Genomic DNA, 23,015 nt, shown 5'->3' with positions numbered 1-23,015 from the left:
TTTTGCTATTAGCCAATCACACTTCCGTTTGGTACAGCTGGATCAACTGTGAGAAGGGTTAACTTGCCTTCATGTTCAGCTGAGAGAATCATGCCTTGGCTGACATATTTTTTCATCATCTTACGCGGTTTAAGGTTGGAAACGATTTGGACTTTCTTGCCGACCAATTCTTGCTCATTTGGATAGTATTTCGCAATTCCTGAGAGGATTTGACGGTCTTCGCCATCACCAGCATCGAGGCGGAATTGAAGCAACTTATCAGAACCTTCTACTTTGGAAACTTCTTTGACTTCTGCGACACGGATTTCAACCTTATCGAAGTCTTCAAATTTGATTTCATCCTTGTTTAGTTTGAGTTCGACTTCGTCTGGATTCCATTCTTTTTCAACCGCAGGTTTGTTGCCTTCCATTTGTTCCTTGATATAGGCGATTTCTTCTTCCATATCCAAACGTGGGAAGATTGGTGTTCCTTTGGCTACTACTGTTACACCCTCAGGAAAATCCCCCAAGCTCAAGTTCTCAAGACTAGTAACTTCTGCGAGACCAAGCTGAGTCAAGACTGCGCGACTGGTTTCCATCATAAATGGCTCAATCAAGTGTGCTACGACACGGAGGCTAGCTGCCAAGTGGCTCATAACACTTGCCAATTGGTCGCGAAGGGCTTCATCCTTAGCCAAGACCCATGGGGCTGTCTCATCAATGTATTTGTTAGTACGAGAGATAAGCATCCAGACTGCTTCTAAAGCACGTGGGTAGTCAACTGCATCCATGTGTGTATGGTAATCAGCGATTGATTGTTCTGCAACGTCAGCAAGAGCATGGTCATATTCTATCACACCTTCTACATAGGCAGGGATTTGCCCATCAAAGTACTTGTTAATCATAGAAACCGTACGGTTTAGGAGATTTCCAAGGTCATTGGCCAATTCATAATTGATACGGCCTACATAGTCCTCAGGAGTGAAGGTTCCGTCTGAACCAACTGGAAGGCTACGCATGAGGTAGTAACGAAGTGGATCCAGTCCATAGCGCTCTACTAACATTTCAGGATAAACAACATTCCCCTTAGATTTAGACATCTTGCCGTCTTTCATGACGAACCAACCATGGGCAATCAAACGTTCAGGCAACTTCATATCCAACATCATGAGAAGAATTGGCCAGTAGATTGAGTGGAAACGAAGAATGTCTTTTCCGACCATGTGGAAGACTGTTCCATTCCAGAATTTATCATAGTTAGCATGATCGTCTTGACCGTAACCAAGAGCAGTCGCATAGTTAAGAAGGGCATCAATCCAAACATAGACAACGTGTTTTGGATTGGATGGGACCGGAACTCCCCATGTAAAGGTTGTACGAGAAACCGCTAAGTCTTCCAAACCTGGCTCGATAAAGTTACGCAACATTTCATTGAGGCGACCATCAGGAGTGATAAAGTCTGGATGCGATTTGAAAAATTCTACCAAACGATCTTGGTATTTGCTGAGGCGAAGGAAATAAGATTCTTCTGAAACCCACTCCACTTCATGTCCTGATGGAGCGATACCGCCTGTTACATTTCCAGCTTCGTCACGGAAAACTTCTGCAAGCTGGCTTTCTGTAAAGAATTCCTCATCTGAAACTGAATACCAACCAGAGTATTCGCCCAAGTAAATATCATCTTGAGCAAGTAAGCGTTCAAAGACCTGAGCCACTACTTTTTCATGGTAATCATCAGTTGTACGGATGAATTTATCATATGAGATATCGAGTAATTTCCAGAGTTCTTTGACTCCAACCGCCATCCCATCAACATAGGCTTGTGGTGTGATGCCAGCTTCTTCCGCTTTTTGCTGGATTTTCTGACCATGCTCATCAAGACCTGTCAGATAAAAGACATCGTAGCCCATAAGGCGTTTGTAGCGAGCTAGGACATCACAAGCGATGGTTGTGTAGGCAGAACCGATATGAAGTTTACCAGATGGATAGTAAATCGGTGTTGTAATATAAAAATTCTTTTCAGACATATTTTTTCCTTTCCAGGCAAATGAAACCTGTTTTTCTAACACTTCATTATATCATATTTTTAGTGATTTTCGATAGGAAAATCCATACAAAAACAAGATAGACAAGTGTCCATCTTGTTTATCTTATTCATAGCGAAGGGCTTCAATTGGATCAAGCTTAGACGCTTTATTGGCTGGTAAGACCCCAAAGATCATACCAACGCTGGCCGAAACAGCCAAGCTAAAGAGAGCAATCGGTAGCGAGACACCAATTTCTATTCCTTCCATCATATTTTTTAGCAAGGCCCCTGCTAGTGCGGTCAAGCCTGCTGCACTAACAAGTCCGATAAGACCACCTAATAAGGTCAAAATCATGGACTCAATCAAAAACTGTACCAAGATATTAGCCCGTGTAGCTCCCAATGCTTTACGAAGACCAATCTCACGAGTACGCTCCGTTACAGAAACCAGCATAATATTCATAACTCCAGTCCCTCCCACAAAGAGAGAGATTCCTGCGATAGCACTAATAATAGCGGTCATAAAACCAAAGATTTGCTGAACCTCTGCAAAAGCGGCGGTTTCGTCTACAACCTGATATTCTCCCTGCTGTACTCCTGCAATTTCTGTCATCTTGCGTGCGAGTTCTGGCCCCAAAGTCGGAGTTAGACTCGTATCATTCACACGAAAGACAATATTAGAAATTTCCTCCACATTAAAATTAGCTGCTACAGAAGCATTGGTTGTAATCGGTAAGCCACCTACACCAAACATCTTAGCACTTTTAACAGCAGGACTAGAGTAAACACCAACCACGCGATAGCTATATCCATTGGCTGAAATGATTTGATTGAGTGCTGCCTGAGGCGAGTCAAAAAGACTTTTAGCGAGTTCTTCATCTAGCAAAATCACACTTGCAAAATCTCGGTAATCTTGTTCTCTCAGATCCCTACCTGCAATAATTTTATTTTCTACAGCAGACATATAAGTCATATTTCCACCTGTCAGACTTGCTCTCTCTACCTTTTTATCCTTATAGGTCAAAGTAACATTTGTACTATTAGTCACATAATAGCCATCTACACCTTTTAGTTTGGCAGCTTCCTTAACCCACGATTCCTGTGTTTTAGGTGGTTCTACGTGAACATCTTCTTTACCAGATAGTGTCAGTGCAGATTGCTTTTGTGTAAAGGAACCGTCCTTACTTTTAATTGGTGAGAAAAACACCTGAATATTTTTCTGAGATTTTGTCATATTTTTATTGACCTGACGAGACATAGAGTCCCCTAAAGCCATGATGACAACTACTGAAGAGACTCCGATGATAATGCCAATCATGGTCAAAAAGGAGCGCATCTTGTGTGCCATAATAGTTGAAAAGGCAAATTTCAGATTTTGCATCTTAGTTCTCCTTTCCTTCCAAACGAGCGCTATCAGACGAAATAACTCCATCACGGATTACAATTTGACGTTTTGCATAGGCTGCAATTTCGGGCTCGTGCGTTACCATAATAATAGTCTTGCCTTCTTCATTTAACTCAACCAAGAGTTCCATGATTTGACTTCCTGTTTTCGTATCCAAGGCACCTGTCGGTTCATCAGCTAGGATGATTGAGGGATCGTTAACAAGAGCACGCGCAATAGCCACCCGTTGTTTTTGACCGCCAGACAACTCCGAAGGAAGGTGATGAATACGATCAGTCAACTCTACTTTACTTAGATATTCCTCTGCCAACTTGCGACGTTGGGCAGCTGGAACTCCGGCATAAATCAAGGGTAACTCAACATTTTGAACAGCATCCATCTTTGACAAAAGAAAGAACTGTTGAAAGACAAAACCAATTTGTTGGTTACGTACCTGTGCCAACTGCTTTTCACCTAGACGGGCCACTTCTTGACCTTCTAGATAATATTCGCCGCTAGTTGGGGTGTCCAGCATTCCAATGGTATTCATCAGAGTAGATTTACCCGAGCCAGATGGTCCCATAATGGCAACAAATTCCCCTTCGCCGATCTCCAAATTAATATTTTTCAAGACCTGCAGTTCCTGTTCACCATTTCGATAACTCCGGCAGATGTTTTTTAGACTAATTAGTTGTTTCATCAGCCTTCACCTCTTTTCCTTCTTCCAAGGAAGTCGTTGGATTACTGATGACTTTGGTTCCGTCTGTCAAACCAGACATGATCTCTTGGTTTTCTGCGTCAGCATTTCCTAGGCTAACTTCAACCTTCTTAGCCTTATTCTCTTCGTCAACAACCCAAACGTAGTTTTTTCCGTCTTCAGTAATGACACTGGTTAAGGGTACGAGGATTGATTTCTTGTCACTTTTAACCTCAACACTAACGGTAAAACCTGGTCTCAAATCACCAATCTCACTCGTTACTTCAATCGTATAAGGATATTTAGAACCAGTATTCCCCCCAGTTATAGCATTCGTTCCTTCTCCACTATTTTTAGGGTAAGCTGAAATAAAGCTGATCTTCCCTGTCCAAGTTTTATCTTGGTAAACCTTGGAAGAAAAGGTCACTTCTTGGCCAACAGAAAGGTTGGCAAGATTGTACTCGGAAAGTTCTCCCTTGACTTGTAGATTGTCGTTACTTACTACATGAACCATCACTTGATTTGCAGCAGTTGTGGACTTGGATACATTGCGATTAACTTCTACAACTGTACCTTCTAGTGTACTCAAAACCTTTGTTGCGTCCAATTGGGCCTGCGCCTTTTTAAGTTGCGCCTCTGCATCAGCACGACTATCACGAGCATCACTAATCTGAGAATCTATGGAAGAGACAGAAGAACCCTGCGTTCCATCATCATATTCTTCCGAATCAGCTAGAGTGTTGTTTCGTGATTCCTTCAAGTCATTGATACGACGATCAGCCTTGGCTATGGCACGGTTAGCTGCATCATAAGCAGACTGCGCTTCTGTGCTGTTGTATTTTACGAGTGCTTGTCCTTTGTCAACCTTATCTCCAACAGAAACCAAGATTTCATCCACCTCACCCTTACTTGCATCCAAATAAACATATTGTTCATTTTTTGCGGTGACGGTACCAGATAAAAGAACAGAGGAGGCAACTGTTCCTTCCTTTGCGACTACGAGATGCGATGTGTCATCCTTACCGGCAGCCTGAGAGGGCTGTCTAAATAGCAAAATACCCACTGCACTGGTTATAATAATACTTGCAGCACCAATAGCTGTGTATAGTTGCCATTTTTTAGTTTTCTTATTCCCCTTCATCACAAAACTCCTATTTTATTTTCAATACAAAGACTATTATAGCAAATTTACCTACTCTAAACAATGATTGTTCAGAGAGAAAAGAGAACAATTCAGGAAACATGCCTTGTTTCCATTTGATTTATGCAGAATTGTACTAGTAACATCATACACCTTATTTCTATATTTAGCAAGTGATTTCTGCTATTTCTTTAGGGCGTAGCAGATTTTTGCATTCAAAAAATAAAAACGATAGAATATGACTATCAAATCTATAAGGAGTTTTCTATGAGAGAATATGATATCATAGCCATCGGTGGAGGGAGTGGCGGTATCGCCACTATGAACCGAGCTGGTGAACACGGCGCTAAAGCAGCTGTTATCGAAGAGAAAAAATTAGGTGGAACTTGTGTCAACGTTGGCTGTGTTCCTAAGAAAATCATGTGGTATGGAGCGCAAATCGCTGAAAGCTTCCACCACTACGGCCCTGACTATGGTTTTACAAGTTCAGATGTTCAATTTGATTTCGCAAAACTTCGTCAAAATCGTGAAGCCTACATCGACCGTGCTCGCTCATCTTATGATGGAAGTTTCAAGCGCAATGGGGTTGATTTGATTGAAGGTCGTGCTCATTTTGTTGATGCTCATACGGTTAGCGTTAATGGTGAATTGATTCGTGCCAAACATATCGTGATTGCGACTGGCGCTCGTCCAAGCATCCCAACTATTCCCGGAGCTGAACTCGGTGGTAGTTCAGACGATGTCTTTGCTTGGGAGCAACTTCCTGAATCCGTTGCGATTCTTGGAGCTGGTTATATCGCTGTTGAATTAGCAGGTGTTCTCCACGCACTAGGAGTAAAAACCGATTTGTTTGTCCGTCGCGATCGTCCCTTGCGTGGTTTTGACAGCTACATCGTTGAAGGTCTTGTCAATGAAATGGAAAAAACAGGTCTACCTTTGCACACGCATAAGGTACCCGTCAAGCTCGAAGAAACGGAGCAAGGTATTACCATTCATTTCGAAGACGGTTCTAGTCACACTGCCAGCCAAGTTATCTGGGCTACCGGTCGCCGTCCAAATGTAGACGGTCTGGAGTTAGAAAAGGCTGGCGTCACACTCAACCAACGTGGATTTATCCAAGTGGATGAGTATCAAAATACAGTTGTAGATGGCATCTACGCTCTTGGAGACGTTACTGGTGAGAAGGAACTAACCCCAGTAGCCATCAAGGCAGGACGTACCCTATCTGAACGCCTCTTCAACGGGAAAACAAATGCTAAGATGGACTACACGACTATCCCTACTGTTGTCTTCTCCCACCCAGCAATCGGAACCGTTGGTTTAACTGAGGATCAAGCTATCAAAGAATACGGCCAAGATAACATCAAAGTCTACAAGTCAAGCTTTGCATCTATGTACTCTGCCGTTACAAGCAATCGTCAAGAATCTCGCTTTAAACTCATCACCGCCGGTGCTGACGAAAAAGTTGTTGGACTTCACGGACTTGGTTACGGAGTGGATGAGATGATTCAAGGATTCGCTGTTGCCATCAAGATGGGAGCTACCAAGGCAGACTTTGATGCTACAGTAGCTATCCACCCAACCGCTTCAGAAGAATTTGTGACCATGCGCTAATTATCGCAAGAGACCACATGTGGTCTCTTTTTACTTGCAAAATCGGCTGTTACAAAATTGTTACCTTGATTTCAAAAATTGGTTGACTTTTCTTTCTGAATTAGTATAATAGTTATTATAATTTTGAAAAGAGGTTAACAGTTTTGAAAAAAGCTCATATCTATGCTATCCCTGCTATCGGTGCTGCTCTCATCGCCGTATTGGCACAAATCAGTCTCCCTATCGGTCCTGTACCCTTCACTTTGCAAAACTTTGCAATCGGTCTGATTGCTACTGTTTTTAGACCCAGAGAAGCTGTTCTATCTGTAGCTCTCTATCTCTTGCTGGGTGCCATTGGTTTACCTGTTTTTGCAGGGGGAGGAGCTGGATTTCACGTTTTAGTCGGCCCAAGTGCAGGCTATCTTTGGTTCGACCTTGCCTATGCGGGGCTTACATCTTATCTCATCCATCAAAATAGTGGCTATATTCGCATTTTCCTAGCCAACATCTTGGGTGATTCCCTCGTCTTTGTCGGAGGTATTCTCAGCCTCCACTTCCTAGCTGGAATGCCATTTGACAAAGCACTCGCTGTCGGTGTCCTTCCCTTTATCCTTCCTGATCTTGGTAAGATTATTGCCATTAGTTTCATTAGTCGTCCCCTACTCAAACGATTGAAAAGCGTCACTTATTTCTCAAGATAAAAAAATAGTCCAGAACAATCGTTCTGGACTATTTCCTTTCCAATTACTTCCTAAGAACTAACTGAAAATCAAGTCTCATCTAGAGATTATTTATTTTTACGGCTTACAAAGTACAATCCACCGGTCGCTGCCATCAAAGCAAGTCCTACAACTACTGCTGCGCTAGATGCTTTTTCACCAGTGTTAGGAAGTTGAGGTTTTGGACCTGGTTTTCCTGGATCATTTGGTTTACCTGGTGTTGAGGTTTCTGGAATGTATGTATTTGTGATATTGAGGCCTTCTACTTCAGATGAATAACCTGTAACCGGCACTTCTTCTACAGAGTACTTGATTTCTGTATCTTTAGTATCTTTATAACGCTCAAGACCAGTAAATTCATAAGTCCAACCACTTGCTTCTGAAGCTATTGCAGTTTTACCAGTGTCTTGACCATCGGCAAGAAGTTTCACTGTGATAGAAGATGGACGAGCGTCTTTATGCTTTTCATCACCTTTCCAGATCTTCTTACCTTTTACAGATGTTTTTACTGGTGTATATTCATTGGTAACTGTGTACTTACCATCTTTGTCCGTAGTAACTGTTGAAGTATATTCTTTCACAGCCACTTCTTTGACTTTGTACTCGATTAGTTTACCATTTTCATACTTAGGAAGTGCTTTTGATTCGAACTTCCAACCAGTTTTTTCTGATACTTCAATTTCTTGAACGACTTTATCGCCATTAAGAATTTGAACTGTCACTTTATCTGCACGTTTGCCGCTTTGGTTGTTGTTATCATTCCAAACCTTAGTTCCTGAAAGGATAACTGTATCTGGTGTATGAGTGTTTGTCACTACTTGACCAGTTACAGAGGCTTCATAGCCAGCAGGTACATCCACTTCTTCAATAGAGTAAGTGATTTCTTTACCAGCTTTGTATTGTGGAAGATTTGTGAAGGATGCTACCCAAGTGTTATCGTCGGTCTTATCCTTAGCTGTCAAGGTCAATTTCTTACTTTCAACGGCTGCTGGTTTAGATCCATCTACAGATTTGTAAAGTTGAACGGTTACTGACTCAGGACGTTTGCCGTCTTGGTTGTTAGCATCGTTCCATACTTTTGTTACCTTGTAGTCAATTGCTTTAGGAGCATATTTGTTTGTGATGGTAAAGTCTGTAATAGTTGATTCGTATTCGGCTACGGCTTCTTCTGTTACAGTGTATTTGATTTCTTTACCATCTTTATATTTTGCTAATTTCGTGAATTCGACAGTCCAAGTTCCATCTGCGGCTGCTTGAACTTCTTTCGAATCATGTTTCTGACCGTCTGCTAAAAGATTGATTGTAATCTTGGTTGGACGTTTACCGTCTTGGTTGTTTGCGTCATCCCAGTTCTTAGTTGCTTTTACATCAACTGTTTCTGGAGAATAGCTATTTGTGATGGTGAATCCTGATGCAGCGTCACCAGTAACGTCAGAAGTATAACCAGTAACAGTTACTTCTACTACAGTATACTTGATAGGTGTTCCGCCTTTATCAGCATCAAGGTTTGTGAAGCTTCCAGCCCAACCGTTTGCTTCATTCAATGTAAGTGTTTCACCAGTGTCTTGACCGTCTGCAAGCAATTTAACTGTGATAGAAGATGGACGTTTACCATCTTGGTTGTTAGCATCGTTCCATACTTTCTTCACAGGAACTGCAGTTTTGGCTGGAGTGTATTTGTTTATAAATACAAGATCTTTTGCTTCTTTTGAAGCAGTTGCTTTCAATTCAGTTGCGCTTACTTTTTCAACAGTTACTTCAACTTCTTGAACTGTCTTATCGTAAGTGATTCCTGTTTCAGTTCCAGCAACTTCAGAGATGGTGTACTTGTGAGTTCCCACCTGGCTCTCATCATATGAGATTGGTGAGAAGGCCACTGTACTGTCTGCGGCGTTTGTCACTGTTTCAACAACAGTTCCATCTTCCTTCTTCAATTCAAAGCTGTATTTACCTGCTTCAAGGTCTTTACCTTCAAGAACTTTCTTAGCTCCAAGAGTTACACTTGTAGCTCCTGCTGGAGTGTAAGTATTCTTGAATGCTTTTTCATCGTCGTAAGAAACAGTTGCTTCAAGGGCACCTTTGCTGTTATCCGCTACAGTTACTGTAGCTGTGATTGTTTTCGTATCGTAGGTGATACCTGTAGCAGTGCCAGCTTTTTCAGCAATCTTGTAAGTGAAAGTTCCAGCTTTATCGAATTCCAAGACTGAGAACTTAACGTTTCCATCTTTGTCATTCTTGACTGTTTCTTTCACATTACCGTCTTGGTCTGTCAAAGTAAACTCAAACTCATCAGCTTTCAACTCACGACCAGTAAGTGTTTTCTTAACTGCAAGAGTAGCTGGAGTTTTTGAAGCTCCGTAGCTGTTGTTGAATTCTTTGTCCGCTGGGTAAGTTACGTTAGCAGTAAGTTTTCCTTCACCATCGTCTGTAACTTCTACTGTGACTTTAACTTCAAGACTATCGTATGTTACACCGTCAATAGTTTGTCCAGCGTTAGTTTCAACGATAGTGTATTTGTAAGTACCAGCTGCAGTGTATTCGATTGGAGTGAATGCCACTTTGCCATCGGCAGTGTTCTTCACTTTTTGAACTTCTGAGCCATCTGCGTCGTTCTTCAATACAAACTCAAACTCATCAGCTTTCAAGGTACGACCTGAAAGAGCTTTTGTTACTTCAATAGGAGCTGAAGTTTTCTCAACAGCGTATGTATTTTCAAAAGTCTTATCATCGTTTTCGTAAGCGACAGCTGCAGACAATTTGCCCTCAGCATCTGCTGTTACAGTAACTGTAACGCCAACAGGATTGGCATCGTAAGTAACACCTTTTTCAATTGTGTTCGCTTTTTTCTCAACGATGTGGTAGTTGTATGTACCAGCTTTGTCAAATGTCAATTCAGCAAAGCTGATATTTCCTTCCGCATCATTTGTTACTGTTTCAACAACTTTGTTTGTCTTATCATCGAACAAGTCGAATTCAAACTCTCCAGCTTTCATAGCTCGACCAATCAATTTTTTAATTGCTTGAATTTGAGCTTTTGTGCTGTTCCGTTTGTTTGAGATTGTTTTGATAACACCTTCTTTACCGACTGTTACCTTAATTGGAGTAGAATCCAATTGGTAGCCTTTAGGAGCTTCAACCTCAGTAATGGTGAATTCACCTTTCTTAACATCCTCTTCTGAAAATACTGGCGATTGTGCAATACCATTATCGTCTGTTTCAGTGATTTTTTCGCTAACAGTAGCGCCGTCCGGAGGGGTAATTTTAAATTTTGCTCCTTTTAGACGATCTTGTGTTTTTTCATCTACCTTGTATAGAGTGATTCGATAACCTGTTTCCAGTTGGATAGTACCACCTGATGCAACTGTAGAATTTCCCACTTGCTTCGCAATCGTATCTTGTTGATCATCTCTGGTTGTTAGAACCTTGTCATTTCCCTTAACTTCAACGTTGTTTTGAACTTTGGTTCCATCCCCAGGAGCGGTCGAATCATAGTGGATTAGATAAGCCGCAGGTTTCCCATTTTTTGTAATAGACTTTGCGTTCAAAATCGTGATTGTGAAATCTGTATACGATTCGTTCCACTTGATTTGGTAATCTGTTCCAGCTTGTAGTACAGTTTTATCTTGTAAGGTGTAAGTTTTATCAAACCATCCAGCAGTAACCGTCAAGGTTTCTGGAATAAACTGCATCGGTGAAAAGTCTGAGTCTGCCCAGTCGTGGATTTCAAGTTTATCATAGGCAGCTTGTTTAGGATTCACACGGACATCCCAATTATGAAGATAATCACCTTTTTTACCAAGTAAAGGAGAATCCCATTTTTCTTTACTGATGGTTCCACTGAATTTGTTAAAGTTTGTTTTACCAATTCCGTCAGAATAATCTATGGCAGCAGCATTTTTAAAGCGAACTTTTTGGCTGATTTCATTTTTAGTTTCAGACTTGTTAAAATTGATAGTCTGTTCTTCTAGTTCTTTCTTTGAACTAAAAGCGACATAGAAGGTACCTTTAACACCTTGAACTTGAGCTCCTCCTTTTTTAGCAAGGTAGTCTTGCAAGTTCTTTAAAGTGATTGTTACCTTTCCACCCTTATTTTCTCCATCAGAAACGACCTTAACATCTCCTACAGCTGTATTCGTTTCCTTGTCTTTAAGCTCAAATGATTCGGCTTTGACTGTTAGTGGAGCTGGCACAGTTAGTGTAAATGTGTCTCCATCATTCAGATTGCCATCATATTGGCTCAAATCGAAATCAGTAGCAAACTTATAGTTTGCATAACTGTATTTTTGAGGTGATAAATTGTAAACTCCTTTTGAATCAGATTGTAAGAACTTACTATTATCAACCTCCCAGATGCTCACGTTAGTAATAACCTTCGTTAGCTCTTTTGCTTGGACTGCATTTGTCAAAGTAGCAGAACCAAACAGAACTAAAAGTGGCGTTAAAATATAGAGCCACAATTTTTTTAATTTCATAACTTTCCCTTCTAAATCATTAAAATGAACTGATCCATACACCATTTCCTGTCAATAAGTAACACCCCTTTCAGCGATATTATCTCTTACATGCTTACTACATGTAACAATTCTTTAGGTAAATGGCTAGATCATTTGCAATGTCAAAACAATGTATTCAATTCAATATTTAGCTGAAGTATTACTACTCTTAGTCAGAATGGAAATATAGCAAAATATGACCATTATCTATTATACTATGTATCCTCTCAGGGTCAAGTATTTTGCCTGTTTATTTTTATTTATCAAACAATTTATTTAATGCATAATTTTTTGGTTTCTTGATCTTAAAATAGCAAATTTTATTTATCTCTGGTGAACAATAAAAAGGATAGTGAGTCAAAAACTCAATATCCTTTTATTGATTTCCTTTAAAGGCATCCACCATTACTTGAAATTCCTCGTTTGTAAGAGTGATTCCTTTTCCCATCTTGGTATGATCAGGGCTCCAAGTTCGAATATCAAACTTTGCTGGAGCGCCATTAAAGCTGACTCGATTTAGTTCTTTTGTCCATCCTTTTTCATTTTCAGACAAGGTCAGTAAGTGTTCTTCGATTTCAAATGTAAATTCTGCCATTTTTAACTCCTTTATGTGATATGCTTTCTATAGTCTATTCGTAAAATCTTGTAGATTTTAGGAAAATTTTATATAATATGGTTATATAAGAGGGGAGAAGCCTATGAGATATACATTCAAGCATGTCTTAGATAAGATACAAGACTTTCTCAGTGGACAGGATGGACGAGATTATTCTGAAAACGACTCCCTCACTGCTATGATTGAACAGGCCATCCAGAAAAAAACAGCTGTTCATGTCATACTAGCTGAAACAAGCTTCACTGGTGATATTCTCAAACACGATGCTAATCGCCAACAAATTATCGTCAAAAATTTTACAAAAAATGTAACACGTATCATCCGAACCGCTGACATCAAAAGGCTACGCTTTGTCCCATCTACTGTCCAGAGAGCTCAGAAAAATAGATTTAAGAAAGAGTGAGATGCTTTTCATCCCACTCTTTTTCTTAACGAATTTGTTCAAAATGCAGGTGGACTGCGATATGGTCTCCGTAACCACTTCTCTCCAAATCGCGTTGCAAGCGGTAAGAAATGTAGTGTTCTGCGATGGTGATATATCCTGCCCCCAACAAACGATTTTCAACCATTGATTGGATCATGCTAATGGTCGCACGTTCTACTTTTGCTTCTTCCAAGTCCAAGACTACTTTTTTAGTAACTTGAGCGAGGTTTTGACGTAGATCATCGGTCAAAACATAAACTGTCTGAGCCGCTTTTAGGACAGCTTGGTAAATTTTATCTGGATCAAAGTCTGCAACTTCTCCATTACGTTTGATTACTTGCATAAGGTTCTCCTTTATTCTTTGTTTTCTCTGATTTCAGCCAGCATTTTTTCTTCTTCTGCTGTCAGTTGGTAGTGTTCTAGCAAATCTGGTCTGCGCTCGTAGGTTTTCTTCAGACTCTCATAAATCCGCCACTGGCGAATCTTCTCATGATGCCCACTCATCAGCACATCTGGGACCACCATGCCACGATAGTCGTAAGGACGTGTGTACTGAGGATATTCGAGAAGTCCTGATGAAAAGCTATCATCTTGGTGACTGGATTCCTTGCCAATCACTTCTGGAATCAAGCGAACTGTCGCATCGATCATAGTCATAGCCGCCAATTCACCACCAGTCAGGACATAATCTCCTAGGGAAATTTCATCGGTTACCAAGGTCTTGATGCGCTCGTCACACCCTTCATAGTGACCACAGATAAAGATCAGTTCCTCTTCCTGAGCCAAATCCTCAGCGTAAGTCTGATCGAACTGTTTCCCAGCAGGATCGAGAAGAATGACGCGGGGATTTTTCTTTTCAATGGCATCAAAGGCATCGAAAATGGGTTGAGCTCGGAGCAACATCCCCTGACCGCCTCCGTAGGGCTCATCGTCAACATGACGGGCCTTTTCAGCATATTCTCTGAAATTATGGTAGTGGATGTCCAAGAGCCCCTTTTCTCGAGCCTTTCCAACAATCGAGTGCTCCAGCGGAGAAAACATCTCAGGAAAGAGGGTTAAAATATCAATCTTCATCATCTAGTCCTTCTAAGATTTCCACTTGAACCCGCTTGTTTGGAATATCAACATGGAGAACTACTGGCGGAATGTAAGGTAAAAGCAAATCTCGCTTACCTTTTCGCTTGACCACCCAGACATCATTGGCACCTGGTTGTAGAATCTCCTTGATAGTTCCAATCAACTTGTCTCCCTCGTAAACTTCCAAACCAATAATCTCGTGATAGTAGAATTCTCCATCGTCTAAGTCATTTAGGTCTTCTTCAGCAACCTTGAGACTGTACCCTTTGTATTTTTCAATCGCATTGATATGATACATGTCTTTGAATTTGATAATGTCAAAGTTCTTCTGTTTACGGTGGCTGGCGATGGTCACTGTTTGGACAAATTGGTCTTTTTCATCAAATAAAGCCAGCTCTGCGCCTTTTTTAAACCGTTCTTCAGCAAAATCTGTCACAGACAAGACTCGCATCTCACCCTGTAGACCCTGCGTATTAACGATTTTCCCAACATTAAAGTAGTTCATCTTGTCTCCTGTATCTATTTCTATCCTTTATTTTATCACGTTCCAAGGATTTTCACAAGTTGGATAGATACTATCTTACGGGCCTACTACTTCTTCAAAAAATTCACCAACAAGCTGATTAAACTCTTCAGGATGGTCATTCATAGGTTGGTGTTTGCTATCTGAAACCGTTACTTGACGCGCATTGGGATTTAGAGCAATGATACCATCATAGATTTTCTTTAGGTATTTGGGAAATTTCTTTTCTCTCGTTACTCATTAGCTAAAAAGGATTCAGCCAGTCTGATCTGCTTTTCTCGTTCTTGTCTCACAAGTTCTAACTTGTCTGCCTCTTGGAGATTCCTTACTTTGATAGCATAATCTGCTGAAACGATGGCGTGTCCTCTCATATGGGCTGTTGAAATAGCTTGTACAAAGACTCTGGCAGCGTACTTAGCGATTTGATTTTGGGCATTTTTAGAGAGGAGATTTGCTGTGAAACCTGCTTTTCTCAACTCATGAGGTGAGATCTCATTTCTCAATCGTGCATCAAAAGCCTCATAAGCTTGCCGAATCATTTTATTTTTCTCACCTTCATCACCGATATCAATTAAAGATAAGAAATCTCGCGAGTTCTCTAATGCCCATCGAGCTAGTTCTTTCTGAGGAAGTCTTTCAAGTATTTGTTCTAGTTCCAATCTTTTCTCAGAATCATCCCAAATGGCAACTTTGTAAGGACTAGGTAGGCGATTTATTTTAGTCTTATAGGAAGTTCGTTCAAACTCATTCCATGCATAATCCTCTGGTTTCATTGCTTTCTCTTTCTCTCTTACTAGCTAGCCTAAACAAGGTGAAAAGCTCCTTTATTACTGAAAAGAGATCATTCCTAGTTTTCTTGGAGGCTTTCCAAAAATCCTTCTAAATCTCTTTCATGCTGATATTTGATAGCAGCCTTCTTATCTTTGTCAAAGATGGTTTTGGTTAGGTCAATATCGTTGATAGCCGCGATTGCGACGGTGTAATGAATGATATCAGCCAGTTCTTTGGCTAGTTCCTCATTTGAGTCCTGGACACCTTCTTTTCGACCAGAGCGCCCATTCAAGACCTCAGCTACTTCTCCGACTTCCTCCACTAGCTTGATAAAGAGGCCTTCCTCAGTTCGAGATTGCTGGTAATGTTCGAGTAAATAGGCTTGTAATTGTCTAAATGTTAAATCCTTCATCTTCTACTCCTTACAAAAAAGCGAGACATCTGTCCCGCTTTTTTTATTTTTCATCAATAACGATTCTTACTTTTTTGTCTTCAGTTGGGACAGAGTAGACAATCGTTCTTATCGCTGAGATAGTGCGACCCTTACGACCGATAACACGACCGACATCGCTTTGGTCAAGATCCAAGTGATACTCCAAAAACTCTGGTGTGTCTTCAATCTTGATAGTTAAGGCATCAGGTTGTGAAATCAAAGGTTTCACAATCGCAATAATGAGATTTTCAATCGTATCCATCTGTCAACCTACTTTAAACTTATTTTGAGAATTTAGAATCGTGGAATTTCTTCAATACGCCTTCTTTTGAAAGGATGTTACGAACTGTATCTGAAGGTTGAGCTCCATCAGCCAACCATGCAAGAACGCGGTCTTCTTTCAAAGTCACTTGGTTTTCAGCAACAAGTGGGTTGTAAGTTCCAACTGTTTCGATGAAACGTCCGTCACGTGGTGAACGTGAATCTGCTACGTTGATACGGTAGAAAGGTTTTTTCTTAGAACCCATACGAGTCAAACGAATTTTAACTGCCATTTTTAAAGTCTCTTTTCTTATTTTTTATTTCGGTGAAATAGCTGAGCTATTTAGCACATGTTCTATTATAGCAGATTTCTGACAGGTGTCAAGAAAAAAACTTGACAGAGTTAAAAATTTTTAAATTTTTTAGAAATTTATTAGACTAATAGAGATAAATTAGAAAGAAAAAATTTATGAATACTACTTTTGATAACTACCCTGTCAAGCCCTATATCTCTCTTAATCGTGATGTCGAAGCTTGGCTACTAAATCTCAAGCCCGTTCCCAAATGACACATGGACCTATTAGCAGATGATTTACTAGCAGGAGATATCATTCTCCTATGGAGAATCAACTTTGGCACTTTTACAACCGAAACATGATTTTAAAAACTCCCATTCGAATATGATTCAAAATTCGCTTAAAATCAATGTTTTCCCACTTTTTCAGAAAACAAATTTTCATCTAATTTAAATAACTTTCAATTAAATGGTGTGAATTTTGCTTAAAATCATCAAAAACACCCCATGGTGTGAACCATGAAGTGTTGTAAATGCTGTATTGTAGCTAGTTTTTAACGTTTAGAAAACTACCTAGCTTTACGAGCTTTCTTAAAATCTGGTTTGGAAAGTATGCGTTTCAGTTGGACTAAAAACAGCGAAATATCAAGGATTTTAAGAACGATATCTACTAATTAATTTATAAAATATGAATTAATAGATTCTAAATAGGGGAATAGTTTAGGTCTGTAATCATTAAAATAATACACCTAACTTTGGTCACCGTTTTTTAGTTATTCACTCTTTTTTCAGATAGTGTTTTTAAAGTTATGATGTAAAATGCCGCAATTAAAACACTATACATCATAATCGGAGGATAGAGAATTAAGGATAGAATCAATCCCACTCCTTTAATTATTAGGTCAGGTATCAATAACTTTCTATATTGTGCGGTAGCTTCAAGTAATTCTTTCTGATCTATATTGGGTTTATCAATTACTTTATGTAAAAACCAGTTTGCTACCGTTGAAACAATAACGATCAGTCCATAAAAGAGCTGTGCCGTATGGTTCATGAAATGACTACTAACGATTCCAGTAGCATAGGGCATAAATGAAACAAAAAATAAAAGAAACAAATTCCACCAAACAATTTGTGGGGAAATTTTCTCAACCTTTTCCCATAGTGTGTTTAGTGCCATCCATAACGATCCTAACCAGAAAAAGGAAAGAAAATAAGCAAAGAAATTTTGCCGTAAATCCCAAAAAGCTTGAAGACTTGGTGTCGTTGGTTTTTCTAATTCTAAGATTAGGATAGTCATTATAATTGCTAGAACCGCATCTGTCAATGCAATTAATCTATCTTTCTTCATCAGATTACATCACCTTTCATTTTGTAGCATTCTATCTCATCGTATAATATTTATTAATCTTAAATATTAGATATTCATTTCATACTTTGAGTACAAACAAGATACACTAAAAAACATGTATCTGTCATATTTTATTTAACTTTAGAAATATTCATCCATCTAATTAATAAATATATCATATTTCACAATAAATGACTACTATCAAAGATACATTTTCTTTCAAATTCCTCCCTTTTCAACTTGGCTAACTTGAGCTGCATTACCTAGGTCGATTTGCTTTAAATTATACTTTTTTCTTAAACATTTGATACGAGTAGGTATTTCTTATGGGAAATTTTCATCAAAAAATTTCATATATAATCCCCTATAATCATGGAAAAGTAGTAAAAATAGTTGTTATCCTAGTTGATTAAAAAAATCTCTGATTTCCTCATCTTTTATAAAATAATATATAATTTTCCCCTCTCTTCTAGTGTCCAAGATGTTTTGATTGGCTAGTTTACGAAGATGGTGGGAGGCAGATGCCATACTGAGATTTAGTAAACAGGCTATATCGCAGACACAGAGTTCTTCGACGGCAAGGAGATAAAAGATGATATTTATCTGTTTATTATCGGTAAATTTTGATAAAATGCGAAGTGATTTTTGGACTTTTTCCTTTTCAAGGTAGTTCGTTGCGGTTGTAACATTTTGTTGATTTATAATATTCACTTGGCAGATACTATCTTTTTTCATAATTTTTTCTCCTAGCCGAACACAGTCCTTAGCATGTCAAAGCTGTTGTTTTCAATCAGAATATACATCCCCAATCCTAAATAAACAACGGCAATAAACCATCTGCTATATTTTTCCAAAGTTTCTCCAACAGAAGGGACTTGTGCCAATTTTTGGGCAGAAAAAACCAAGAGATAAATCATGACTAGAAAGGTAAGTAAAGCCACTATCAAATTCGCTAAATTTAAGGTAATAAAATATGGGACAAAAACACCAATATTGTCAGCACCACAACTTGCAAAAGTAATCATAGCGACTAGAAAAATCAGGTTTTTATTATCTTTGCGCAAACCATCTTTTGCAATAGCTTCTCCATCAGAATCTCCTAAAAGCAAAACTTTGAGCCCTAGGAAAATTGGAATCAAACCGAGCAAACCTAAAATCTCTTTACTAGGAATATAATTTAAGACAAATGCAAAAAGTAAACTTAGCAATATTAGACTAACAGAGCCTAGAAATTGTCCTAAATAGATGTTAATGATGTCTTTTCTGCTTTTTCTTTTGGCAAAAAATAACATTAGGATAATAAGTAAGTCTACGGCTGTCCCAGAATACAGGATTATTGAAGTAACAACATTTTGAATCATAAAACACCTCATTCAAATATATTTTTGAATGAATTTTAACATTAAACTTTGTAGATGTCAACTTCAGCTCCATCAAAGTATAGATAAGAAGGTAGAGATTGGACTGAAATGTAGTGAAATGTATTAAAATTGAAAAAAGAAAAAACGCTTGAAATCAGAGTTTTTCTTATGTATTGATTCGTATTGAATGCTTACTTCACTTCTGTAAAAATTAACTTCTACACCTACAAAGCCTATTCTGACAGACTTTATAAAAGCCTAAGAAAAAAAGTAGAGATTCATACAGTGTCTAGATTTTCCAAAAATTCTTTATCATCAAATATTATTAACGAAACTATCAAACCAAATACGATGCATTGCTTCAAAGAATTCTTTAGTTGTTTGACTCGCTTGATCATCTAAATACCACTATGAAAGAGAATATCCTCAAAAGTATGGAGAGTTACAGTACTTTCTAAGATGAGGGCTCCAGATTTGGACCAATCCCTTCGTGACAACTTTTCAGAAGTAGAATTAGCAAGTTACTTTTCAATTCGTGGTTACAAATTGACTCCAAAGGGGGAGCAGATACTGGAACAGTACCAGGACATTATCGACCGTCATCCAAAGAAAAATCTCTAAGCAAGCGACTTTCTGGTCGGCTTCCTCTTAAACTACCTTGTCACAAATATTTGAAATCACCTCCCTTTTAGGGTACAATGGTAGCAATGAATTTTTGAGAGGAAAACAATGAAAAAACTAGCAACCCTTCTTTTACTATCATCTATTGCCCTTGCTGGATGTACTAGTATCCAACGTGGTCTCCGTGGTGATGACTATGTCGACTCTAGTCTCGCAGCAGAAGAAAGCTCAAAAGCAGCTGCTCAGGCTGCCAAAGATTTGAATGACGCTTTGACCAATGAAAATGCCAACTTCCCTCAACTTTCTAAGGAAGTTGCTGAAGATGAAGCCGAGGTTATTTTACACACAAACCAAGGCGATATCCGCATCAAACTCTTTCCAAAACTAGCACCTCTTGCGGTTGAAAATTTCCTTACTCACGCTAAGGAAGGCTATTATAACGGCATCACCTTCCACCGTGTCATCGATGGCTTTATGGTCCAAACTGGAGATCCTAAGGGAGATGGTACAGGGGGCCAATCTATCTGGCATGATAAGGATAAAACGAAGGACAAGGGAACTGGTTTCAAAAATGAAATCTCTCCTTACCTATACAATATCCGCGGAGCCCTTGCTATGGCTAACACAGGTCAACCAAACACCAACGGTAGCCAATTCTTCATCAACCAAAACTCAACAGATATTTCAGCTAAACTCCCTACCAGCAAGTATCCAAAGAAAATCATCGAAGCCTATAAAGAGGGCGGAAATCCTAGCCTAGATGGCAAACACCCAGTCTTTGGTCAAGTTATCGAGGGCATGGATATTGTCGACAAGATTGCCAAGGCTGAAAAAGATGAAAAAGATAAACCAACTACTGCTATCACCATTGATAGTATTGAAGTGGTGAAGGACTACGACTTCAGCAAAAAATAAGCCATCAACAGATAAGGAGACGATGATATGATTCTGTTTTGGGGTTCTAAAGGTTTTGTAAAAGAATTAGGACATACACAAAGTTCTATTGAGTGCGGACACTGCAACAATACAGACACTTGGGAAATTGTAGAAACTGGACGCAAGTTCACACTCTACTGGATTCCACTCTTCCCATATGGAAAATCTTACTATGTTTCTTGTCCTGTATGCAAATACGGACACGAAATTGAGAAATCTGAAATTGAAAGCTATTTAAATTACTAGTTAAAAAGACCAAGTCTAATGACTTGGCTTTTTTAGTGCTTTTAAGTTAGCTTATTAAAATCCCAGATTTGGTCCATCCAGCCTTCATAGAAGTCTGGCTCGTGGCAGACCATGAGGATACTTCCTCTGTACTCTTTGAGAGCCCGTTTGAGTTCATCCTTGGCATCCACATCCAAGTGGTTGGTCGGCTCGTCAAGTACTAAAACGTTGTTTTCACGATTCATCAAGAGACAGAAACGCACCTTGGCTTGTTCTCCACCTGATAAGACCTGAATCTGACTTTCGATGTGCTTAGTCGTCAAACCACAACGAGCAAGGGCTGCCCGAACTTCTGCTTGGTTTAGGGCTGGAAAGGCATTCCAAACTGCTTCTAGTGGGGTTTGACGATTGCCCCCTTCTACTTCTTGTTCAAAGTAACCAAGTTCAAGGTAGTCGCCACGTTCAACTTCTCCAGCAATTGGTGGAATAATCCCCAAGAGAGACTTCAAGAGGGTTGTTTTCCCAATACCATTTGCCCCGATAATGGCAACCTTTTGATTGCGTTCAAAGGTGAGGTTTAAGGGTTTGGTAAGTGGACGGTCATAACCAATCTGCAAATCCTTGGCTTGGAAGATAAAGCGCCCAGGTGTACGAGCTGGTTTGAAATCAAAGGATGGTTTTGGCTTCTCACTTTGAAGTTCGATGATGTCCATCTTATCCAATTTCTTCTGACGGGACATGGCCATGTTTCGTGTTGCAACACGCGCTTTATTTCGGGCAACAAAGTCCTTGAGGTCGGCAATCTCTTTCTGTTGGCGTTCGTAGGCTGCTTCCAGCTGAGATTTCTTCATAGCATAGACTTCTTGGAACTGGTAATAGTCTCCAGAGTAACGGGTCAGTTGTTGGTTTTCAACGTGATATACGATATTGATAACATCATTCAGGAAAGGAATATCATGCGAAATAAGGACAAAGGCATTCTCATAGTTTTGGAGATAGCGTTTGAGCCAGTCAATATGCTCAGCATCCAAGTAGTTAGTCGGCTCGTCCAGTAACAAGATATCTGGCTTTTCAAGGAGGAGTTTAGCTAAAAGCACCTTTGTTCTTTGTCCACCTGACAAGGCTGTTACGTCTGTATCCATACCATAGTCCATGACACCGAGGGCACGCGCTACTTCATCAATCTTGGCATCTAAAGTATAAAAATCACGACTCTCCAAACGATCTTGGAGCTCCCCGACTTCTTCCATCAGCGCGTCAATATCTGCGCCCTCTTCTGCCATCTCCATATAAAGACCATTGATACGGGCTTCTGCTTTAAAAAGCTCATCAAAGGCTGTACGCAAAACATCACGCACGGTTTGGCCTTCTTTTAGTACAGCGTGCTGGTCCAGATAGCCAGCAGTCACATACTTAGACCATTCCACCTTCCCTTCATCTGGTAGCATTTTACCAGTCACGATACTCATAAAGGTTGATTTTCCCTCGCCATTGGCACCGACAAGACCGATATGCTCTCCCTTGAGGAGACGGAAGGAGACATCTTCAAAAATTGCACGGTCACCAAAACCGTGACTCAGATTTTTAACTTCTAAAATACTCATTTTAATTCCTTTGTAAGTTTAGTTACATTTAATTTTCTGTATAGAACCCAAGCTAGGTAGCCACCCAAGGTATTGGTCCATAAATCATCAATCTCAAATACCCGATTAAAATCAAAGAAAAAGTCTAAGACTAGTTGTGTGCACTCGATTCCTAGGCTCAGTAGAAAGCTTAGAAGGATGATTTTTTTGGTTTGTCGCAAGTTTGGACAGAGATAGAGCAGTTGGAAAACCAGAGGGAAGAGCAAGAAGACATTTAAGATGTTCTGCCAAAAGATCCAAATGACTTGTCCCAAACTAGTCACTTCACCCAGATTCCAAAGGGAGTTTAAGGGAGTTAAAAGAAAAACCAGGCGTCCAAAAGTTTGAATACCTGGAGTTTCCACTCCTGTAGGAAGTTGAGGTTGGGGAGTAAAACAAAAACAAATAATGCAAAGGCTGTAAATAGCCACTCCCAACCTTAAGATTAATTCTCTTTTTCTAGTCAT

The 23,015-nt window shown here is 39.6% G+C and carries 24 protein-coding genes and 2 pseudogenes; 7 read left to right on the top strand and 19 right to left on the bottom strand.

All coding sequences use genetic code 11. From position 1 onward, the window contains the following. Positions 1–8: 8 nt before the first annotated feature. From metG to GOM48_RS03820, 4 genes are all read right to left on the bottom strand, one after another. Positions 9–2,006, bottom strand: coding sequence for a methionine--tRNA ligase (gene metG / locus GOM48_RS03835; protein ID WP_235098487.1), 1,998 nt, complete (start codon positions 2,004–2,006; stop codon positions 9–11). 123 nt (positions 2,007–2,129) lie between these two features. Then, complete coding sequence (locus tag GOM48_RS03830; protein ID WP_235098485.1) at positions 2,130–3,386, bottom strand: ABC transporter permease; 1,257 nt, start codon at positions 3,384–3,386, stop codon at positions 2,130–2,132. Between the two features lies 1 nt (position 3,387). Beyond that, entirely contained in the window at positions 3,388–4,089 is a 702-nt protein-coding gene (locus GOM48_RS03825) for an ABC transporter ATP-binding protein (RefSeq protein WP_000811477.1), read from the bottom strand. Continuing rightward, on the bottom strand, positions 4,073–5,227 hold the full coding sequence (locus GOM48_RS03820) for an efflux RND transporter periplasmic adaptor subunit (RefSeq protein WP_235098483.1): 1,155 nt from the start codon (positions 5,225–5,227) through the stop codon (positions 4,073–4,075). The genes GOM48_RS03825 and GOM48_RS03820 overlap by 17 nt, the downstream gene beginning before the upstream one ends. Positions 5,228–5,494: 267 nt before the next feature. Between GOM48_RS03820 and gor the strand changes: the two genes are divergently transcribed. Both gor and GOM48_RS03810 read left to right on the top strand, forming a co-directional pair. Continuing rightward, positions 5,495–6,841 carry a glutathione-disulfide reductase gene (gor, locus tag GOM48_RS03815; RefSeq protein ID WP_235098481.1) on the top strand — a complete coding sequence of 449 codons (1,347 nt, stop codon included), beginning with the start codon at positions 5,495–5,497 and terminating at the stop codon, positions 6,839–6,841. Positions 6,842–6,984: 143 nt separating this feature from the next. Beyond that, entirely contained in the window at positions 6,985–7,521 is a 537-nt protein-coding gene (locus GOM48_RS03810) for a biotin transporter BioY (protein ID WP_235098479.1), read from the top strand. 86 nt (positions 7,522–7,607) lie between these two features. Here GOM48_RS03810 and GOM48_RS03805 read toward each other — a convergent pair whose 3' ends face one another. Further along, on the bottom strand, positions 7,608–12,011 hold the full coding sequence (locus GOM48_RS03805) for a Cna B-type domain-containing protein (RefSeq protein ID WP_235098477.1): 4,404 nt from the start codon (positions 12,009–12,011) through the stop codon (positions 7,608–7,610). Between the two features lie 397 nt (positions 12,012–12,408). Next, a complete protein-coding gene (locus GOM48_RS03800) occupies positions 12,409–12,627 on the bottom strand; it encodes a YdbC family protein (protein WP_000807436.1) in 219 nt (72 codons plus the stop codon). A 103-nt stretch (positions 12,628–12,730) separates the two neighbouring features. Here GOM48_RS03800 and GOM48_RS03795 point away from each other — a divergent pair, with 103 nt between their 5' ends. Continuing rightward, positions 12,731–13,051, top strand: coding sequence for a hypothetical protein (locus GOM48_RS03795; protein ID WP_235098476.1), 321 nt, complete (start codon positions 12,731–12,733; stop codon positions 13,049–13,051). Between the two features lie 25 nt (positions 13,052–13,076). On the opposite strand, the gene GOM48_RS03790 is transcribed toward GOM48_RS03795, so the two are convergent. The 8 genes and pseudogenes from GOM48_RS03790 to rpsP all read right to left on the bottom strand — a co-directional run bounded on the left by GOM48_RS03790 (position 13,077) and on the right by rpsP (position 16,430). Continuing rightward, entirely contained in the window at positions 13,077–13,415 is a 339-nt protein-coding gene (locus GOM48_RS03790; RefSeq protein WP_001196053.1) for an ATP cone domain-containing protein, read from the bottom strand. An 11-nt stretch (positions 13,416–13,426) separates the two neighbouring features. Next, positions 13,427–14,146: a tRNA (guanosine(37)-N1)-methyltransferase TrmD gene (trmD, locus tag GOM48_RS03785; protein WP_235098732.1), complete on the bottom strand. Its 720-nt coding sequence runs from the start codon at positions 14,144–14,146 to the stop codon at positions 13,427–13,429. Continuing rightward, complete coding sequence (rimM, locus tag GOM48_RS03780) at positions 14,136–14,654, bottom strand: ribosome maturation factor RimM (RefSeq protein WP_235098474.1); 519 nt, start codon at positions 14,652–14,654, stop codon at positions 14,136–14,138. Before rimM ends, trmD begins: the two co-directional genes overlap by 11 nt. Before the next feature lie 75 nt (positions 14,655–14,729). After that, positions 14,730–14,909, bottom strand: a pseudogene (locus GOM48_RS09800) (alpha/beta fold hydrolase); the annotation flags it as partial. Then, entirely contained in the window at positions 14,906–15,445 is a 540-nt protein-coding gene (locus GOM48_RS03775; RefSeq protein ID WP_235098472.1) for a putative immunity protein, read from the bottom strand. The pseudogene GOM48_RS09800 and the gene GOM48_RS03775, both read right to left, overlap by 4 nt. Positions 15,446–15,519: 74 nt before the next feature. Continuing rightward, a complete protein-coding gene (locus tag GOM48_RS03770) occupies positions 15,520–15,855 on the bottom strand; it encodes a MazG nucleotide pyrophosphohydrolase domain-containing protein (protein ID WP_235098471.1) in 336 nt (111 codons plus the stop codon). A 43-nt stretch (positions 15,856–15,898) separates the two neighbouring features. After that, positions 15,899–16,138, bottom strand: coding sequence for an RNA-binding protein KphA (kphA, locus tag GOM48_RS03765; protein ID WP_000379617.1), 240 nt, complete (start codon positions 16,136–16,138; stop codon positions 15,899–15,901). A gap of 19 nt (positions 16,139–16,157) precedes the next feature. After that, positions 16,158–16,430: a 30S ribosomal protein S16 gene (gene rpsP, locus GOM48_RS03760; protein WP_000268760.1), complete on the bottom strand. Its 273-nt coding sequence runs from the start codon at positions 16,428–16,430 to the stop codon at positions 16,158–16,160. Positions 16,431–16,606: 176 nt separating this feature from the next. Between rpsP and GOM48_RS03755 the strand changes: the two are divergent. Beyond that, positions 16,607–16,795 (top strand): annotated as a pseudogene (locus tag GOM48_RS03755) (hypothetical protein). 406 nt (positions 16,796–17,201) lie between these two features. On the opposite strand, the gene GOM48_RS03750 reads toward GOM48_RS03755, so the two are convergent. From GOM48_RS03750 to GOM48_RS03740, 3 genes are all read right to left on the bottom strand, one after another. After that, on the bottom strand, positions 17,202–17,783 hold the full coding sequence (locus GOM48_RS03750; protein WP_000711074.1) for a TMEM175 family protein: 582 nt from the start codon (positions 17,781–17,783) through the stop codon (positions 17,202–17,204). A 396-nt stretch (positions 17,784–18,179) separates the two neighbouring features. After that, positions 18,180–18,518, bottom strand: a complete 339-nt coding sequence (cadX, locus tag GOM48_RS03745; RefSeq protein ID WP_000711085.1) for a Cd(II)/Zn(II)-sensing metalloregulatory transcriptional regulator CadX — start codon at positions 18,516–18,518, stop codon at positions 18,180–18,182. Positions 18,519–18,529: 11 nt separating this feature from the next. Next, positions 18,530–19,144 carry a CadD family cadmium resistance transporter gene (locus GOM48_RS03740; protein WP_000615745.1) on the bottom strand — a complete coding sequence of 205 codons (615 nt, stop codon included), beginning with the start codon at positions 19,142–19,144 and terminating at the stop codon, positions 18,530–18,532. Between the two features lie 459 nt (positions 19,145–19,603). Between GOM48_RS03740 and GOM48_RS03735 the strand changes: the two genes are divergently transcribed. The 3 genes from GOM48_RS03735 to GOM48_RS03725 all read left to right on the top strand — a co-directional run bounded on the left by GOM48_RS03735 (position 19,604) and on the right by GOM48_RS03725 (position 20,947). Further along, positions 19,604–19,765: a hypothetical protein gene (locus GOM48_RS03735; protein WP_235098469.1), complete on the top strand. Its 162-nt coding sequence runs from the start codon at positions 19,604–19,606 to the stop codon at positions 19,763–19,765. A gap of 108 nt (positions 19,766–19,873) precedes the next feature. Beyond that, the gene (locus GOM48_RS03730) at positions 19,874–20,680 is read left to right on the top strand and encodes a peptidylprolyl isomerase (protein WP_235098467.1); all 807 of its coding nucleotides are present in this window, start codon (positions 19,874–19,876) and stop codon (positions 20,678–20,680) included. Positions 20,681–20,707: 27 nt separating this feature from the next. Then, entirely contained in the window at positions 20,708–20,947 is a 240-nt protein-coding gene (locus GOM48_RS03725) for a zinc-ribbon domain-containing protein (protein WP_235098466.1), read from the top strand. A 41-nt stretch (positions 20,948–20,988) separates the two neighbouring features. Here the strand turns inward: GOM48_RS03725 and GOM48_RS03720 are convergent, their stop codons facing one another. Beyond that, positions 20,989–22,530: an ABC-F family ATP-binding cassette domain-containing protein gene (locus GOM48_RS03720; RefSeq protein ID WP_235098464.1), complete on the bottom strand. Its 1,542-nt coding sequence runs from the start codon at positions 22,528–22,530 to the stop codon at positions 20,989–20,991. Then, entirely contained in the window at positions 22,527–23,015 is a 489-nt protein-coding gene (locus GOM48_RS03715) for a VanZ family protein (protein ID WP_235098461.1), read from the bottom strand. The genes GOM48_RS03720 and GOM48_RS03715 overlap by 4 nt, the downstream gene beginning before the upstream one ends.

It is taken from the genome of Streptococcus oralis, assembly GCF_021497885.1.
In the GTDB taxonomy this organism is placed as follows: Bacteria; Bacillota; Bacilli; order Lactobacillales; family Streptococcaceae; genus Streptococcus; species Streptococcus oralis_BQ.
The sequence above is the reverse complement of the archived record's forward strand: the minus strand, read 5'-3'. Positions and strand labels throughout refer to the sequence as shown.

Bases quoted from the DNA above. Each gene is read 5' to 3' on its own strand.
- metG (WP_235098487.1), bottom strand. From the start codon at position 2,006: ATGTCTGAAAAGAATTTTTATATTACAACACCGATTTACTATCCATCT.
- GOM48_RS03830 (WP_235098485.1), bottom strand. From the start codon at position 3,386: ATGCAAAATCTGAAATTTGCCTTTTCAACTATTATGGCACACAAGATG.
- GOM48_RS03825 (WP_000811477.1), bottom strand. From the start codon at position 4,089: ATGAAACAACTAATTAGTCTAAAAAACATCTGCCGGAGTTATCGAAAT.
- GOM48_RS03820 (WP_235098483.1), bottom strand. From the start codon at position 5,227: ATGAAGGGGAATAAGAAAACTAAAAAATGGCAACTATACACAGCTATT.
- gor (WP_235098481.1), top strand. From the start codon at position 5,495: ATGAGAGAATATGATATCATAGCCATCGGTGGAGGGAGTGGCGGTATC.
- GOM48_RS03805 (WP_235098477.1), bottom strand. From the start codon at position 12,011: ATGAAATTAAAAAAATTGTGGCTCTATATTTTAACGCCACTTTTAGTT.
- GOM48_RS03800 (WP_000807436.1), bottom strand. From the start codon at position 12,627: ATGGCAGAATTTACATTTGAAATCGAAGAACACTTACTGACCTTGTCT.
- GOM48_RS03795 (WP_235098476.1), top strand. From the start codon at position 12,731: ATGAGATATACATTCAAGCATGTCTTAGATAAGATACAAGACTTTCTC.
- GOM48_RS03790 (WP_001196053.1), bottom strand. From the start codon at position 13,415: ATGCAAGTAATCAAACGTAATGGAGAAGTTGCAGACTTTGATCCAGAT.
- trmD (WP_235098732.1), bottom strand. From the start codon at position 14,146: ATGAAGATTGATATTTTAACCCTCTTTCCTGAGATGTTTTCTCCGCTG.
- rimM (WP_235098474.1), bottom strand. From the start codon at position 14,654: ATGAACTACTTTAATGTTGGGAAAATCGTTAATACGCAGGGTCTACAG.
- GOM48_RS03775 (WP_235098472.1), bottom strand. From the start codon at position 15,445: ATGAAACCAGAGGATTATGCATGGAATGAGTTTGAACGAACTTCCTAT.
- GOM48_RS03770 (WP_235098471.1), bottom strand. From the start codon at position 15,855: ATGAAGGATTTAACATTTAGACAATTACAAGCCTATTTACTCGAACAT.
- kphA (WP_000379617.1), bottom strand. From the start codon at position 16,138: ATGGATACGATTGAAAATCTCATTATTGCGATTGTGAAACCTTTGATT.
- rpsP (WP_000268760.1), bottom strand. From the start codon at position 16,430: ATGGCAGTTAAAATTCGTTTGACTCGTATGGGTTCTAAGAAAAAACCT.
- GOM48_RS03750 (WP_000711074.1), bottom strand. From the start codon at position 17,783: ATGAAGAAAGATAGATTAATTGCATTGACAGATGCGGTTCTAGCAATT.
- cadX (WP_000711085.1), bottom strand. From the start codon at position 18,518: ATGAAAAAAGATAGTATCTGCCAAGTGAATATTATAAATCAACAAAAT.
- GOM48_RS03740 (WP_000615745.1), bottom strand. From the start codon at position 19,144: ATGATTCAAAATGTTGTTACTTCAATAATCCTGTATTCTGGGACAGCC.
- GOM48_RS03735 (WP_235098469.1), top strand. From the start codon at position 19,604: ATGAGGGCTCCAGATTTGGACCAATCCCTTCGTGACAACTTTTCAGAA.
- GOM48_RS03730 (WP_235098467.1), top strand. From the start codon at position 19,874: ATGAAAAAACTAGCAACCCTTCTTTTACTATCATCTATTGCCCTTGCT.
- GOM48_RS03725 (WP_235098466.1), top strand. From the start codon at position 20,708: ATGATTCTGTTTTGGGGTTCTAAAGGTTTTGTAAAAGAATTAGGACAT.
- GOM48_RS03720 (WP_235098464.1), bottom strand. From the start codon at position 22,530: ATGAGTATTTTAGAAGTTAAAAATCTGAGTCACGGTTTTGGTGACCGT.
- GOM48_RS03715 (WP_235098461.1), bottom strand. From the start codon at position 23,015: ATGACTAGAAAAAGAGAATTAATCTTAAGGTTGGGAGTGGCTATTTAC.